The organism is Pseudanabaena sp. 'Roaring Creek', assembly GCF_001402795.1.
Classification (GTDB): Bacteria; Cyanobacteriota; Cyanobacteriia; order Pseudanabaenales; family Pseudanabaenaceae; genus Pseudanabaena.
In genome coordinates, this window is sequence record NZ_LIRE01000761.1 from 1 (window position 1) to 16,551 (window position 16,551).

14 protein-coding genes are annotated in these 16,551 nt (G+C 43.7%); 5 read left to right on the forward strand and 9 right to left on the reverse strand.

Annotated elements, in window-relative coordinates:
* Window positions 1-229 precede the first annotated feature (229 nt).
* From secG to AC805_RS23610, 6 genes are all read right to left on the reverse strand, one after another.
* Window positions 230-562: a preprotein translocase subunit SecG gene (gene secG / locus AC805_RS23585; protein WP_055077671.1), complete on the reverse strand. Its 333-nt coding sequence runs from the start codon at window positions 560-562 to the stop codon at window positions 230-232.
* Window positions 563-908: 346 nt separating this feature from the next.
* On the reverse strand, window positions 909-1,535 hold the full coding sequence (gene ntcA / locus AC805_RS23590) for a global nitrogen regulator NtcA (protein WP_055077672.1): 627 nt from the start codon (window positions 1,533-1,535) through the stop codon (window positions 909-911).
* Between the two features lie 558 nt (window positions 1,536-2,093).
* On the reverse strand, window positions 2,094-3,092 hold the full coding sequence (locus AC805_RS23595; RefSeq protein WP_055077673.1) for a ribose-phosphate pyrophosphokinase: 999 nt from the start codon (window positions 3,090-3,092) through the stop codon (window positions 2,094-2,096).
* A gap of 154 nt (window positions 3,093-3,246) precedes the next feature.
* Complete coding sequence (gene ftsZ, locus AC805_RS23600) at window positions 3,247-4,527, reverse strand: cell division protein FtsZ (RefSeq protein ID WP_009628587.1); 1,281 nt, start codon at window positions 4,525-4,527, stop codon at window positions 3,247-3,249.
* Window positions 4,528-4,665: 138 nt separating this feature from the next.
* Window positions 4,666-5,478: a cell division protein FtsQ/DivIB gene (locus AC805_RS23605; RefSeq protein WP_055077674.1), complete on the reverse strand. Its 813-nt coding sequence runs from the start codon at window positions 5,476-5,478 to the stop codon at window positions 4,666-4,668.
* A gap of 24 nt (window positions 5,479-5,502) precedes the next feature.
* Window positions 5,503-5,799, reverse strand: coding sequence for a hypothetical protein (locus AC805_RS23610; protein WP_156341555.1), 297 nt, complete (start codon window positions 5,797-5,799; stop codon window positions 5,503-5,505).
* Between the two features lie 399 nt (window positions 5,800-6,198).
* On the opposite strand from AC805_RS23610, the gene htpG reads away from it, so the two are divergent.
* Window positions 6,199-8,094 carry a molecular chaperone HtpG gene (gene htpG, locus AC805_RS23620; protein ID WP_055077677.1) on the forward strand — a complete coding sequence of 632 codons (1,896 nt, stop codon included), beginning with the start codon at window positions 6,199-6,201 and terminating at the stop codon, window positions 8,092-8,094.
* Between the two features lie 130 nt (window positions 8,095-8,224).
* On the opposite strand, the gene truB is transcribed toward htpG, so the two are convergent.
* A complete protein-coding gene (gene truB / locus AC805_RS23625) occupies window positions 8,225-9,130 on the reverse strand; it encodes a tRNA pseudouridine(55) synthase TruB (protein ID WP_231664297.1) in 906 nt (301 codons plus the stop codon).
* A gap of 474 nt (window positions 9,131-9,604) precedes the next feature.
* On the opposite strand from truB, the gene AC805_RS23630 reads away from it, so the two are divergent.
* Window positions 9,605-10,378 (forward strand): metallophosphoesterase family protein, encoded by a 774-nt coding sequence (locus AC805_RS23630; protein WP_055077679.1) that lies wholly within the window; start codon window positions 9,605-9,607, stop codon window positions 10,376-10,378.
* Window positions 10,379-10,438: 60 nt separating this feature from the next.
* Here the strand turns inward: AC805_RS23630 and aguB are convergent, their stop codons facing one another.
* Window positions 10,439-11,293, reverse strand: coding sequence for an N-carbamoylputrescine amidase (gene aguB, locus AC805_RS23635; RefSeq protein WP_055077680.1), 855 nt, complete (start codon window positions 11,291-11,293; stop codon window positions 10,439-10,441).
* Between the two features lie 74 nt (window positions 11,294-11,367).
* On the opposite strand from aguB, the gene yidD reads away from it, so the two are divergent.
* Window positions 11,368-11,607 (forward strand): membrane protein insertion efficiency factor YidD, encoded by a 240-nt coding sequence (gene yidD / locus AC805_RS25070; RefSeq protein ID WP_072143733.1) that lies wholly within the window; start codon window positions 11,368-11,370, stop codon window positions 11,605-11,607.
* 74 nt (window positions 11,608-11,681) lie between these two features.
* Here the strand turns inward: yidD and AC805_RS23645 are convergent, their stop codons facing one another.
* A complete protein-coding gene (locus AC805_RS23645; RefSeq protein ID WP_055077682.1) occupies window positions 11,682-12,770 on the reverse strand; it encodes a late competence development ComFB family protein in 1,089 nt (362 codons plus the stop codon).
* A gap of 868 nt (window positions 12,771-13,638) precedes the next feature.
* Between AC805_RS23645 and AC805_RS23655 the strand changes: the two genes are divergently transcribed.
* Window positions 13,639-15,480 (forward strand): DUF1565 domain-containing protein, encoded by a 1,842-nt coding sequence (locus AC805_RS23655; RefSeq protein WP_197278833.1) that lies wholly within the window; start codon window positions 13,639-13,641, stop codon window positions 15,478-15,480.
* 239 nt (window positions 15,481-15,719) lie between these two features.
* Window positions 15,720-16,487: an amino acid ABC transporter ATP-binding protein gene (locus AC805_RS23660; RefSeq protein ID WP_055077685.1), complete on the forward strand. Its 768-nt coding sequence runs from the start codon at window positions 15,720-15,722 to the stop codon at window positions 16,485-16,487.
* Window positions 16,488-16,551: the final 64 nt, after the last annotated feature.

Consider the following 16,551-nt stretch of genomic DNA (forward strand, 5'->3'; position numbering starts at 1 on the left):
TATAGATAATTCAAATAAAAACTACAGCTTCGACTTCGCTCAGCTAGCTTACACCGAGGGCTGAGCGAAGTCGAAGCCCGTCTACAAGTTATTTAAAACAACTATATAGCTGTCGCCAAGTCTAAAACCCCAAGAATTGATTGGCGGCGCTTCGCGCCGCCAATCAATTCTTGGGGTTTTTGTTTTTGTCCTCAAGAGTGGACAAAGTCCGCTCTTGATAAAGCGAATATTAAGGTTTATCGGGAGTCGCCGCAGGCAAATTTAAGGGGATTGATTGTGCAGGTGCGGTCTTAGGTGCAGGGGCAACTTGGGTTGTTGCGGGAGCTGCCACAGTTGGGGGATTAAACCACCCACCGCTAAGAACTACAGTTAATCCCAAAAAAGCTGCGGTTAGAAACCAAGTTACTCGATTTAAAGCAGTTTCCGCACTCTTGGTACTTGAAAACAATTGAGCTTGACCGCTAAAACCGCCCAGACCATCACTTTTGGGGCTATGTAATAAGATTAGGATCACCAAACAAATAGCGATAACAGACCAGACTATCTTTAAAGTTCCGTACATTTTTAGATATTTTTCTTTATATGTTTTCTATAAACAGCTTAACGCATCAACAATTAGATTAGAACCTAGATATATTATTGCAATTCCTATAGTTTCTCAGTAGCTGAGCGCAATTAAAATCCAGATCGGAAACCTGTGGCACAAGCTGTGCATACGCTACAGATTTTGGTTTTTACATTGGGCTTTATATGTAATTTCGCGCAGTTACTTAATCTCTCTAAGCAAGTGTCTCTAAGGCTCTTGCGGATAAAAACTGTCCCACCAAAGTTATCTAGCTTCGACTTCGCTCAGCTAACGTTGTCCGAGCGGAGTCGAAACCACAGGTAATTTAATTAATAGCAAGTCTCTAAGCAAATTGCTGACCTAGCTCAATGGGGTTATGAACAGTGATTCGCTTTTTGGAAATGGCGATCATCTTTTGCTTTCTTAAGTCACCAAGTAATCTTGTCACCGTGACCCTTGTCGAACCAATCGCTTCGGCGATCGCCTGATGGGATAATTTTAAGTCGATCGTCACGCCATCGACTGATGGCGTTCCAAAATCACGGCAAAGAATCAATAAAAAGCTGACTAACCGCGATCCCATATCACGGTGGGCAAGCGTCTCAATCATCATTTCCGTTTGCAGAATCCGTGACGATAAGCCACGTAACAATACCATCGGTAATTCGGGATCTTCTTTCAGCGCTTTCTCCACCTGATCGATGGGTACTGAAAGCAACTCCACTGGAGTAAATGCTACAGCGTGATAAAAGCGATCGGAGCGATTGCCAGTAATTAAAGACAAAACACCGAAAACACTATTTTCGCGTAATAGCGCAACTGTAATTTCTTCGCCTGCCTCGTAAACTCTAGAAAGTTTTACCGCTCCCTTTACCAAAAAGTAAAAACGTTCCGCAGGATCGCCAGGAAAAAAAATCGTCTTACCGCGTTCAAACGTTTCTGTCATGGGGGGGAACATTCCCCCATTCATTTCGCGAAAGACTTCAACAAGAGCACGGTCTACCAATCTTATACACCCTCTTTTTTAACCAAAAATAAAACATCGCAATCCTCACAACCAAATCTCAAAAATAGGGATTATATCAATTCACTAAAGTGAGCTAAGGCTTTGGTGAATTAAAACCTAAATTACATGATTATTCCAAGTTACAAAAAAGTTACAAAAAAATAGTAAAACTATTTTTGTAACTTGAAATGCTAGATCTTAGGAAAGTATGCCAGCACACAATCAATTGGAGTAGTTTATGTTAACTTTCATCTAAATATACAAAATGAAGATATAAACAGCTTCAAATATATATATCCTTCAAACAATTAACTTTTTAAAGATGGAGCAAACCTTTCTGAACTGGTAAAGGCAGCCTAAATCTTAATAAAGTTAATCTAGAAGTAGATACGATTATTCTCACTTAAACTTACTACATAATTGCAATTTGTATCAGAATGTACATTTTTTGCAACTAATCGAGATTGGGAGAACCCTTACCCGACAAAAGATATGGCTAGGAAAGATAACGAGGGGCGATCGCTATCTGAACATACTGCTTACCGAGGTATCTTCATGAACCCGCCAAATTGTTTCGCCTAGCAAGTCAGCAACCGATAGTACCCGTAATTCCGCAAAATAGTTTTCTTGTCTGACTGGGGTTGAATTGGTTACGATTACTTCTTCAAACACGCCACTGGACAAACGTTCGATCGCTGGCGGCGAAAAAATAGCATGGGTGGCACAGGCATAAACTTGACGTGCACCTTCCTTTCTCAGGAGCTTTGCCGCTTCATAAATTGTCCCAGCAGTATCGATCATGTCATCGACAAGGACAGCGGTTTTACCTGAGACATCACCGATGACATTCATCACCTCAGCCACATTATGACTTTGGCGACGTTTATCAATAATCGCTAGAGGTGCATCGTTTAGTTTTTTGGCGAAAGCCCGCGCCCGCGCAACTCCCCCCACATCTGGCGAAACTACCACCAAGTCGGGGAGTTTCTTCTCATTGAGATAGTCAAATAAAACTGGGGAACCATAGACGTGATCGCAAGGTATATCAAAATATCCTTGAATTTGTGCCGAATGCAAGTCCATGGCAATCACGCGATCGGCTCCAGACTGCACAATTAAGTTGGCAACTAATTTTGCAGTGATTGACTCTCGTCCTGCGGTTTTGCGATCGGCTCGCGCGTAGCCATAATAGGGCATTACCGCAGTAATTTGCCTTGCCGAAGCCCGACGACAGGCATCAATCATAATCAATAATTCAGTCAAATGGTCGTTAACAGGACGACAGGTTGGTTGGATCAGATAAACATCACAACCCCGAATCGATTCCTGCACCTGCACATAGACTTCCCCATCAGCGAAATTTTTTCGCACCATAGGCCCTAATTCGATACCTAAATAACGGGAAATCTCTTGGGCAAGTGGCAAATTTGCCGAGCCAGCAAATAGCCTTAGTCGATCTTCACCACTATTTAAAGAAGGTAGTCTGTGAAGTCCATGCCTAGTAGTCGTTAAGTGTGTCACTGCAATTTATCAGGAGGTAACATAGCCGTATTTCTATTGTCAGGCTTAATCCGCTATTCGCGTCATCTGTTTACGATTAAATTAGATATTTTTTTAGCCAGAATGACATAAAAGCCACAAATTTAGAAGCATGGCTCCTAAAATCTATGGCTTTTTATTTGGGGGGGCGGCGGCGTTGTAGGAAATCGGGGATATCTAGTCCAGGCTTACTCAGCTTGATTTCTGTTTGTGATGCAGGTGTTGTAGAGGTCGATGTCCTTGTGGTGGGCGTAGGTGGTAAAGGTTGTACCTTTTTCACAATTTGGGGCGGGATCGCTGGATGGGACTTGGGTGCAAACCCTGTGGCAATTACCGTGATCCGAATTTCGCCATCTAGTTTGGGATCGATGACTGCGCCAAAAATAATATTGGCATTTTGATCGACTACTTCATAAATGGTCTCTGCGGCGGCATTGACCTCATGGAGGGTCATATCTTCGCCACCAGTGATATTAAAGACAACACCGCTAGCTCCTTCGACGGAGGTTTCTAACAAAGGCGAAGAAATGGCTGTCATCGCCGCCTCTCTTGCTCTAGACTTACCAGAACCAATACCGATACCCATCATTGCTGAACCCGCATCGGCCATAACGGCGCGAATATCGGCAAAGTCTACGTTTACGAGTCCAGGGATCATGATGATATCGGAAATGCCCTGTACACCTTGACGCAGAATGTCGTCAGCAACTCTAAAGGCTTCCTGTACGGGAGTTTGCTCGGATATTACTGAAAGCAGCTTATCGTTGGGGATCACAATTAGAGTGTCAACCCGACTTTGTAAACCTGCAATTCCTTCTTCAGCCTGCTGACCTCGTCGCCTACCTTCAAAGGTAAAGGGTCTTGTGACGATACCGACCGTAAGCGCTCCTGCTTCCTTGGCGACCTCCGCAATGATGGGAGCAGCTCCAGTGCCAGTGCCGCCACCCATGCCTGCGGTAATAAATACTAAGTCGGCTCCTTCGACGGCTGCTGCGATATCATCACGGGACTCTTCGGCAGCTTTCTGTCCGATCGCAGGATTACCACCTGCTCCCAAACCTCTGGTCAGCTTCTGACCCATCTGAAATCGCTTAGAAGCGGAGGATTGCAGTAATGCTTGAGCGTCTGTATTAAACGACCAAAACTCTACACCAACCACATCACTGGCGATCATGCGATTTACAGCGTTGCCACCGCCACCGCCAACACCAATTACCTTAATTTTTGCAACACTGCCCAACATGATATTATCCGCTTTTGCATCAACGCCTAACTGCTGCTTCATACGATTGTGAGAGTGACTTAGGTGTAGTCTAGAGTTATTTGAAAACTCAGAAAGTTCATCCATTTGCACGTCTACTTCTCCGTTTTCCGAACCATTTGAGTTCAAACCTGACCAGTCGTTTTGAGATGTCATTTATCGGGGGATGTCATAAATAGAATCGTTGTACTGATGCTCTCTAGATTTTGCTAAGCTTAAACCCCATTCGAGTCAAAGTCCGAGTAACAGTTTAAACCTACCAGAAAAAAATAATAATAGCCTTAAAACGACAATTTAGGATTTTGTTTCTGAAGATTTATCTTTTGGTGACCTGTTTATTTCTAAAATCGGGTCGCTTGGTTGACTTATATCAATATATTTAAAGCTTTTTGAGGTAAATTTTTCGGGCAGATTTCTCAGTCGATCGAGGGTTTCTAGTTGGGTATTAAAAATTGATGGCTTGTACGTACCAAAATAAACCAAGCCCAGATCGGTAGTCAAAATCAAATTTGAGTCGTCCCGAGCATCTACTTGCGAAATTTTAACTTGACTCTGACTGACTTGACGATAAAGAGTTGACCACTGAGCGATCGCTCGATTATTAGGTTCTAAGACGACAAGGCTGGGCTTGGTGATATTCGATGGGTAGGCTTTAGCGGGCATCCATATTCCCTCCGCATCTAAGAATCCTTGCTGACCTTTACGTGTAGCGTTGGCGATCGGCAATCGTTCTTGAACCTGAATTGTGAGTTTTGAGGGAAATATTGTACGGGATACTAAAACCTTTGATACAGGGGCAGTGGCTTCGAGCTGATTGGCGAGTTCTTGCGGTTGAATTTGAAATATTGATTGGGGATATTGGAGTGCCAAGGATTTCCTGATGGTTTCCTTAGACAGCAGTTTGTTACCTTCAATTTCGATCTGGTTGGGGCTCCGTAGCTGCCATTCAGGAAGCATCGCAACCCACAGCATCCCACCCGTGATTCCAGTGATAAATGTTAACTGCCAAATACGTTGAAAGATGCGAAGGCGGCGTTGTTTTCGCAGTTGTTTGCGGCGGGCCACATAGTCTGCCTCTCCTGTGGAGATAGGGAATTCAACCGTCATCTTTGCTCCTACCTGTTCATAGTGCTAGGAGTCAGATGATGGGCTACTAGCAAATTGTCGTTCCAGCATAGCAATGATTTCTGCCCGTCGGTTTGAAATAGCCAAGGGATCCTTAGCATTTTCAGGTAAAAACATGACGCGATCGGTGTTCTTATACTTATGCGATATTTGTTGCTTATTCATTAAAGACTGGATCGCTTTAACGAAAAACATACCTGCACTTATGACTAAAAGTACGGATATTGATACGTAGATAATTGCTGCGATCGCCATATCTCTTATGTTTGACTCCGAAGTATTGATATCACAATAGATGAGCAAATCAGGTTTTTCAACAAGAGTTACAAAAATGTATAGATTTGCTTTGCAAACCTTAATAATGTCAAGCCCTAAAGCCAAAAAGATTAATGACGGTGCTTCGCACCGTCATTAATCTTTTTGGCTTTAGGGCTATTTCATGGCTGGGAAGGGATTATCTGATTAAAACCCAAGATCGTGTTGCCGCGCGGAGCGCGGCAACACGATCTTGGGTTTTATGTCCTGATACAGTTGACAGTAGCTATAAGTTCGCGCAAATCGATTGCAAATCGATCGCAAATTTATGATTAGGTACGGAGAACGCGACAACATCGGACGCATGGGTATTGCGATTGGTTCGGTATAATCAGGCTTAACTTAAGAGTAAGTAACATTTAGTAGCATTAAGGAGCTTTGCGCGATATGCAAGAGCAGGGAACGATCAGCATTCATACCGAGAATATCTTTCCCATTATCAAGAAGGCTTTATATTCAGAACGCGATATCTTCTTGCGGGAATTGATTTCTAATGCCGTAGATGCCATTAGCAAGCTCAAGATGGTGTCTTACGCTGGCGAAACTAGTCATTCAGCCGAGCCTGAAATTACCGTGACGATTGACAAGGATAAAAAGACCTTAGCGATCGCCGATACAGGGATTGGTATGACCGCCGATGAAGTTAAAAAATATATTAACCAAGTTGCCTTTTCTAGCGCTCAGGAATTTGCCACTAAGTATGCGAGTAGCGGCTCGGGCGATCAGCAGATCATTGGTAATTTCGGTTTGGGTTTTTATTCGTCGTTTATGGTGGCGAGTAACGTCGAGATTGATACTCGTTCCTACAAAGATGGTGCTGAGGCTGTGCATTGGGCTTGTGATGGCTCGACCACCTTTACCCTCGATGATAGCGATCGCGCGACTGTCGGCACGACGATTACGCTGACTTTACAAGAAGACGCTGAGGAATATCTCGAAGAAGCCTCGATCAAGCGCATGATTCGCAACTATTGCGACTTTATGCCCGTACCCATCAAGTTAAATGATGAGGTCATTAATAAGCAGACGGCTTTATGGGATAAATCACCCAAGTCCGTCACTAAGGACGAATATTTAGAATTCTATCGCTATCTCTATCCTTACCAAGACGATCCTCTGTTCTGGATTCATCTCAATACTGACTATCCCTTTGTGATTAAAGGAATTCTGTATTTCCCCAAGATGAAGGCTGACATCGATCCCAATCGCGGACAGATCAAGCTATTCTGCAATCATGTTTTCGTCAGTGACAATTGCGATGATGTGATCCCCAAGTTTTTGATGCCATTGCGCGGGGCAATCGATAGTACGGATATTCCACTAAATGTCTCTCGGAGCTTTTTACAGGGAGATCCCAAGGTTCGGAAGATTCAAGAATTTATTGCTAAAAAAGTAGGCGATCGCTTGACCTCTCTCTATAGTGAGTCTCGCGAAGAATTTTTGAAGTGCTGGCAAGATATCAGTATTTTCATGAAATTCGGCTCCATGAACAGCGATAAGTTTTATCAGCAAGTTAAGGAAATCTTGGTATATGCAACCACTAGCGAAGATGAAGCAGTTAAGAGCGAAAGCGGTAACTATACGACCTTGCAAGCCTATCTAGAGCGCAATAAGGAAAAACACGAAAATCAAGTGTTTTATACCTCCGATCCGATCGCCCAAGGTACCTATGTCGAACTACATAAAAATCAAGGTTTAGAAGTACTCACCTTTGACGCATTTATCGATAGTCACTTCATCAACTTCCTCGAACGGGAATTTAAAGACATCAAGTTTGCCCGTGTCGATGCGGAGATCGATGATCGCCTCGTTGATAAGGATTCCAAAACTGAAGTTGTCGATCCCAAAACTAATAAAACCAAGAGCGACCATCTTCAAGACATCTTCCGCGATGCTTTGAATAAGCCCAAATTAGTGATTCGCACTGAGGCGATTAAGGCTGAGGATGCAGCTTCCGCTCCACCCGCAATTATTCTGTTACCAGAGTCTGCTCGTCGGATGCAGGAAATGATGGCTCTCATGCAACAGGGCACGGTCAGCTTCCCTGAGGATCACGTACTGTTGGTCAATACAGCCCATCCTCTCATGGAAAAGCTGATCGAGCTTGATAGTAGCCAAATTATTGGCGGTGTCAAGTCTGAATCGGCAGACTTGGCTAATTTAATTTGTACCCATGTCTACGATCTCGCGCTGATGGCACAGAAGAGTTTTGATGCTGACAGCATGAAGGGTTTTCTGCAACGCTCTAACCAATTGCTAACTAAATTGACTAGCAAAATCTAAATCTATAGCTGCCGCCAGTCTTGTTCGGAAAATCAAAACCCAAAAGAGGGTTGCCGCGCTCCGCGCGGCAACCCTCTTTTGGGTTTTAATTCACAAAAGTGTTGTCACACTTTCGTGAATTGGTACTACCCTAATTTATGGGATATAAAACAACTATGGGTTGGATGCCATTGTCATTAACCTCACTAATACCCAAAAAATTCTGCTCGGCATCGCATATCCTGACATAGCCAGAGGGGATATCTTCGTTATAGGGAAAGGATTTCCTTGAGACAGTTTGCCCCATGCGCCAGCGTTTACTATCTTCTTCCTTCAGTATGACCTTGGGCAAAAAATGTAATCCCCTATCGGAAGCGAGAATTTCAAGGCTATGCGATCGCAACATTGCATCGACCTGCTCAAAGGACAAACTAGAATTCAAATCAAACCCATTGCTAAGGGTGCGTCTCAGTGCCGATAGCGTTGCCCCACAGCCCAGCTTTTCTCCTAAGTCTCGAGCAATGGAACGGATATAGGTACCGCCGCCACAGGCGATCGCCACATCTAGTTCCGGATAATCTCCCGTCGTCCATCCGAGTGAGCGAATTTCCGTGATTTCCACCGATCGCGTGGGAATATCAGACTCCGTAATTTCCCCCTTACGCGCTAAATCGTACAGTCGTTTACCATTGACTTGAATTGCACTAAAAGCAGGTGGTCGCTGAATAATTTTGCCTTGAAAGCAAGCTAGAGCCTGTTCGACTTCGGCAAGGGTTAAATGGGGGCAGGGGCGATCGCTAATCACATCACCCGTAATGTCATCGGTATTGGTAACTATGCCAAAGCGAATTTTTGCGTCGTAAGCTTTGCCATCAGGTAAAAACCGCAGCAGTCTGGTGGCATTGCCAACGGCGATCGGTAAAACCCCCGTAGCCATCGGATCGAGCGTACCACCATGACCAATTTTTTTTTGTTTCAAGAGCTTTCTTAATTTACTCACACAATCATGGGCGGTAATTTCTGGGGGCTTATCGATACTAATAAATCCATTAAACATATAAAACATCAATGAAGAATTGGCGAAGAACTAGTGTTTTGATGTTTTGTGCCAGAACACCAATTCTTGACAGAGAAACGAGAGCGCATCGATCTCAGTAAATATTTAGCAGTACTAAATACGTAAGGATGGGTGGCGCTTCGCGCCGTCCATCCTTACCATCTAAATCCTTTCCTTTTTGGGACTACCAAATATTTAGTAGTTAGATTATTGGAAATCTAGGGTAATCTTAGTTTCTATTTAAAGTGAAAGGACAGTATCACCTATCATCAAAGGTAACAAAAATAGGGCGAAAGTCAGAAAAAATTGTCATAAGATAGAGAGCGTAGATCGAAATAGTTTCTTAAGAAAGTTGTATCAGTCTTGCTCCATCCTCTAGACCACTACACCTTAATTGATGTCCATCTTGATACCCGTCGTTAGATTTGAATACTTGATGTTTTTCCGTCACCATTTGTTATGGGGTGAGATAAGTTGACTCGATTTGTATTTGGCGATATTCATGGTCAATATGACGGTTTAATGAAGTTAATCGACTTTATTAATTGTGGTCCTAGTGACAAATTGTTCTTTTTAGGCGACTTAATTGATCGCGGTAATCGCAGTTGCGATGTTGTCAGTTGGGTGATAGCGAACGGTCACACCTGCCTGAGAGGCAATCATGAGCAGATGTGTCTCGATGCTTTTAATAGTAATGAAAGTTCTTTGGTCTGGAAAGGATGGTTGTTAAATGGTGGATCTAACACCTTAGAGAGCTATGGTAAAGAAAAGCTGCCAGCGTCCCACCTCGAATGGATGCGGCAATTACCTCTCTATGTCGATCTAGGCGATGCATGGCTAGTCCATGCGGGGTTAAACCCTAACTTACCTCTTGAATTGCAGGGTGCGGCAGAGTTTTGTTGGATTCGCGAAGAGTTCCATAGTACGACCGAGCCTTTCTTTGAAGACAAGATAATTATTACTGGGCATACGATTACCTTTGTTTTTCCGGGGGTAAAACCTGGAAATTTAGTATTGGGTAAGGGATGGTTAGATATTGATACTGGTGGTTATCATCCCAAAAGTGGTTGGTTATCAGCTTTGGATCTAGATACAGCCACGGTTTATCAATGTAATACCTTTACCAATGAATTGAGGGTAAACCCACTATCCGATATTACGACGGTAATCGAACCAATGCCAACGCGATCGCAAAGGCAAGAAGTCGGTAGGACTAGCACGCCAAAACGTCGCTGGTCTTGGGTCTAAACGGTTCCCCAGATAAGAATGGTGGCGCTTCGCGCCACCATTCTTATCTGGGGCTTTATTTTAGGAGCTTAACAAAACCTGATATAGATCGGGGCGGCGATCGCGGAAAAAGCCAAACGAGGCGCGATTTAACCTTACTTGATTGAGATCGAAACTAGCTAAAATCACCCCTTCGTCGCGATCGCTCAATTCAGCAACCTTATCGCCTCGATGATTGGCAATAAAGGAATGACCGTAAAAAGTCTGATTTCCCTCTAGTCCGATCCGATTTGCTGCCGCCACGGGAATGACATTACTCACAGCATGACCGATCATCGCTCTCTGCCAAGGGTCTTTGGTATTGAGATCTGGCTCTTCGGGTTCGGAACCGATTGCGGTGGGGTACAGCAGAATTTCCGCTCCCATCAGCACCATTGCGCGCGCACATTCAGGAAACCACTGATCCCAACAGATACCCACACCGATCTTGCCAAAAGCCGTATCCCACACTTTAAATCCCGTGTCTCCCTCTCGGAAATAAAACTTTTCTTCGTATCCAGGACCGTCGGGAATGTGACTTTTACGATAGACTCCCAACAATGAGCCATCAGCATCGATCATGGCAAGACTGTTGTAATAGACCTGCCCCGATCGCTCAAAAAATGATACGGGAATCACGACATTAAGCTCTTTAGCAAGATTTTGAAAATGAGCGATCGTGGGATGATTTTCAACGGGTTGCGCCCAATCAAAAAAGCGATCGCGTTCCTCCCGACAAAAATAAGGACTTTCAAATAATTCCGATGGCAAAATTATCTGCGCTCCTTGATGAGCAGCTTTACTTACTAATTCAGATATCTTTGCGACATTAGTTGTAATATCAGCATTCAGAGAGGTCTGAATAACGGCGATCGTAACAGTTCTAGGAGATGACATTAGCGGGATAGGATTGAGACGTTAATATGTGGCTATAGCGTTATCTTTAGCCTACCGCAGTCACGAAAAGATCCATGAAAAAACTTATCATTTTATTGATTCAGTTTTATCGATTGTTTATTTCTCCATTGTTCGCACCAAGGTGTAGATTTCAACCGACCTGCTCGCAATATGCGCTAACGGCGATCGAGCGCTTTGGGCTATGGCAAGGAGGAGGACTAGCTGTGAAGCGAATTTGTAGTTGTCATCCTTGGCATAGGGGTGGTTACGATCCTGTGCCTGAATCTCCGCTTCAGCAAGATAAGGCATTGTAATACCAATTCACGAAAGTGTGACAACTGTAGCTAAGACATGAAGAGAATGGCGGCGCGAAGCGCCGCCATTCTCTTCATGCGGATTTGCGTTCCAGTAAATCCTGTACAATCGCTACAATATTATTTAGTGAGATGTCATTGCGTTTGAAAAGGTAATTTAATTTCTGCATAGATTGGACATATTCTTGCTCAAACTGATAGGCATAGATCGGGGGAACGTCAGCATAGGAAACCTGCAAGACTCTCATTATCCCTGTCCGTACGGCTCCCACTAGCTCGCGAGCAAATTCGTTAATTGCCCGTTGTCTTAAATACTTAAATCCGCGATCGCTAGTAGCGTACATGGGAGGCAATCGATTGAGGGCATAGGCTGCCACCTCAGAATGATTGATCCTTGCGAATAGCTCTGGTTTTGTTACCTGTTCGATCGCTCTAAATATTAGATGCTCTAAAACATTAACCAACCCTAATTGAGCCTGCAAAGTATAGGACTGGAGCGCTCGATATTCCATTTCAGCAGCATCCTTGATCTTCTTTTCCCAAGCCCAAGAATTGCCATACATTTGCCATTGGGCTTCGTAGCTATGCTGGTTTAATTCTCTTTGCCTGAGTTCCTGTTGTTTTTGGATTAATTGTTTTTCCATGAAACGTCGCGAACTAGAAATTAATGCTTTTTGCTGGCGACTTAAATGACTGATATCTTGCACGACAGTTGCTTCGTCAGATTGGATGATCGTTTGACCTCTATTTTTACTGACGTATTGAGATTGGTTAATTACTGATTCAACTAAGGCAGGGACATCTCGCCACCGCAAATGTCTGCGCCCTAGAATTTGGCTTAATTGATACAATACACCTGAGCTGTTAGTAAATAGATGGTTAGGTAACGGGGTTAGATCGTGGAGAGGATCGCCAAATAGAACGGTTTTGATACCATGTTTGACCGATTGGGAAATCTGTGGGCTCAATTCATTCACGGCATAGGCATATTGATACTGCCATCCATTTATAGATGTAGCGAATAATGGAGGTAGGCGATTGAGTGCGTAGGCTACTACCTCAGCAACTTTGACCTTAGGTTGTTTTTCGGGAGGAAGTTCTTCAATTTGAATGTAAGTTTCTCTAACCAGAATTTCCTCTAAAACATTAACAAATCCAAGCATCGTTTTACACCTTGACGAGCATTAGACCGAATAATTCGATCGCTTTTCGACAGGTAAAAAAAGTCTAAATTTTATTAACTAACAAATTCTTAGAGAATCAATATATAAGTATATATACGGTGGTCGATCAAAAATTCATGTATTTATTATTTACATAAATATAAGCATCTCCTTATCCACTTCCTACTATCTAAAACCATACAAATCTGTTTAAAGGATGCATAGTTGCTGATAATTACAAGTAAATCCCCAATTTTTTATCCGATCTTTATTCTTTATTAATTCAGGTTATATTTAATTATTTCGTTATAGTTAAATAAGCTGATTTATGTCTCAGAAAAATCTTTTGTTAGACTCTTTACCTAGATCTAAACTATCAAGAATTGCCAAAAAATGAACTGTGCAAATGTCGTAAATCTAAGGCGTGAAGTCCTCTAAAAATCAAAAAATAAAATCAAAAAAATTTGATGTAAGTGATATATAAATTTCACCAAGTGTTATTAGTACATAAGACCGAATAAGAGAATGGCGGTGCAAAGCACCGCCATTCTCTTATTTGGTTTGGAACTGCTAAGTAGTTGGGCATAATTAAAATCCCAAAACCTGTAGCGCACGCGCAGCGTGCGCTACAGGTTTTGATACTGGGTGTTAATTATGCTCTGCACTAAAAAAACAAGAATTGATGGGCGGCGCGAAGCGCCGCCCATTAATTCTTGGCTTTTTGATCTGGTAAACTTGGCGACAGCTATAACTTTGCAAGTAGTTGAATTTTCGTGTATTTTGATTGGCAAAATCACATATTTTTGATGTGATTTTTGACGTGATTTTTGATGTGATTTTTTTCTGTTGGTTAATGAGGATATTCTGTATGCGATGCAAGCCTATTTTCTTCAGCGCGATCGCCACAAGCATAACGGTGTTGGTCATATTGCCGCCAGCATATCCATTGCCAATTCCTGCTTGGAAAATCAGCCAACAGGACGGCAACCCATTACCACAGACAACCCCATTCATCTATGTCTCCCCCAATCCCAATCCTAAGGGAGATGGCTCGCCCAATAATCCCTACTCATCCGTTACCACGGCTTTAGCCAATAAACCCATCGCGGGGACAGTAATTCAGCTACAACAGGGAGTTTACAGTGCCGAGACTGGGGAAGAGTTTCCTTTGAGAATCCCCGCAGGTGTAACCCTTCGGGGTGAGCCAACGGTGCGCGGTATAAATACTGTAATTAAGGGAGGAGGCAAATTTATTAGTCCATCCTTTGCCAGTCAGAATATTACGGTGCTTACGGACAATGGTGCGCGTATTGAAGGGCTAACGATTACGAATCCTAATACTAGGGGAACAGCCGTTTGGGTTGAATCGAGTAAGCAGGTAGCAGTTAGTAATAATACTTTTATAAATAGCGATCGCGAAGGGGTCTTTTTAACGGGCAATGCCGATGCGATCGTTGACAATAACCTCTTCAAGAAAAATGGGGCAAATGGACTCTCGGCTGTGGGTAGTAGTACAGGCGATATCCGCAATAATACGTTTGAGAGTACGGGGTTTGGACTGGCGATCGGTCAGAAATCACGGGTAACCGTGAGCAATAACAATATTCTCAATAATACCGATGGAATTATTATTTCTAATCTATCGGCTCCCACCCTACGCAATAACTTAATTACTGACAGTCAGCGGAATGGAGTGGTGATCCTCAAAGATCGTAAAGGCTATCCCACGCCCGATTTAGGTACTTCGACCAGCCTCGGCAAAAATATCTTTCGCAATAACCTTGGGAAAGACTTGAATAATAACTCTGGAGTTACACAAGTGGCGGTGGGGAACGAACTCGATCCTACTAAAATTGCTGGCGATATTGCTTTTGTCGGAGAAGCCCCCACTACCCCTGCTGCACAAACGCCGACTCAGCCCTTTGTCCCTGCGACTACATCAGCATTACAGAGCGTTAATGGCAACAGTGCTATTACTAATCCGACTGCTACTACCAATACAGGCAGCAGTAATGGTAATACGGGGCTAGATAGCGTCGAAATTACGCGATCGCCTCAACCTAGTTTTAATCGTCCCGTTACGCCCCCGACTGCCCTAGCCCCATCCAAGAGCAGTATCTTCATTGAACCTTTACCAGAAGTACCAGCAGTCACTTCTAGTCAACTCACCTCTACTCAGACGACATCAGCGCAAACGACCCGAGATCAAAGCGCGACGACCATCCCCCCAAGCAATAATTCAGTCAAGACAACCGTAACTCCATCATCCAAGATTTCTCAAAATCCCAATGAAATACTGATCGATCGCGATCCGATCCCCGTCATTCCACCTCAACCAGTTACCCCGCCGCGATCGCAATTTATTCCTAACGATCCACCAGCCCAAACTCCCCCCGTTACACCAACCACGCCTACCTTCATCCAAACTCCAGTTCCCTACCCAGTTCCCTACAATGCCAAACTAGCCGCATTAGTGCCGCCACCAGCAAAGGATACGACCCCCTATTTAGTTGTGATTCCCTCTGCCGATGATGAGATTCTCAATCGGGTACGCAGTGCTGTCCCTAGCGCCAGAATTATTCCTTCACGATTTGGCAATATTATTATGGTGCAAGGTTATCCCGATCGCGATCGGGCTGAAGTATTAAAGACACTAATGCGATCAGCGATCGGTGTAGATGCCCGCGTAGTTTACCAAGGCAACCTTTAGCCCTCATAAGATAAGTATTTCAGCATAATTAAAAACCAAAACCAGAAAGCATACTGCCCACTGTGCGGGCGGTATGCTCTTCTAGGTTTTAAGTTTATTTATTCCTACTCCCTTCCCGCTATAAAATTAGACATTAAAAACCAAGAATCAGCGTTGCGGCGCTTCGCGCCGCAACGTCTAATTTTTCACTGGGAAGGGAGTAGCTACATAATACCAATTCACGAAAGTGTGACAACAATATGCAAGAAACAATAGATTCCAAGCCATCCATGACCGAGCCGATGATTATTGCTCAAGACGTACATAAATGGTATGGCAGTTTTCACGTTCTTAAAGGGGTGAGTCTGACGGTAAACCGTGGGGAAGTCGTCGTAATTATGGGTCCCTCTGGTTCAGGGAAATCGACATTTACCCGAACTTTTAATGCCTTAGAGGAATATCAACAGGGCAAAATCTTCGTGGATGGATTTGAGTTGTCACCCGCCAATCATCGCAATATCGATGCGATCAGACGCGAAGTTGGCATGGTATTTCAGCAATTTAATCTATTTCCCCATCTTACGGTTTTGCAAAATATCACCCTTGCGCCATCATGGGTACGCAAGTGGTCAAAGACCAAAGCTTCAGAGGTAGCTATCCAATTACTAGAGAGGGTTGGGATTTCGCAACAGGCTCACAAATATCCGCTACAGCTATCGGGCGGACAGCAACAGCGAGTAGCGATCGCCAGAGCTTTGGCAATGCAGCCCAAGGTTATGCTCTTTGATGAGCCGACCTCCTCCCTCGATCCCGAAATGGTGCGCGAAGTTCTAGATGTAATGCGATCGCTCGCCGATTCAGGGATGACTATGGTCGTCGTTACTCACGAAGTTGGCTTTGCCCGTGAAGTTGCCGATCGCATCGTGTTTATGGATGGCGGCATAATTGTTGAAGAAGCCACCCCTGAAGAATTCTTTCAAAATCCCAAAGAAGAACGCACTAAAAAATTCTTGTCCCAAATTTTATAGCTACTTAGTAGCTGTCGCCAGTTTTGTTAGGACAAAATCAAAACCCCAAAGAGAGTTGCCGCGC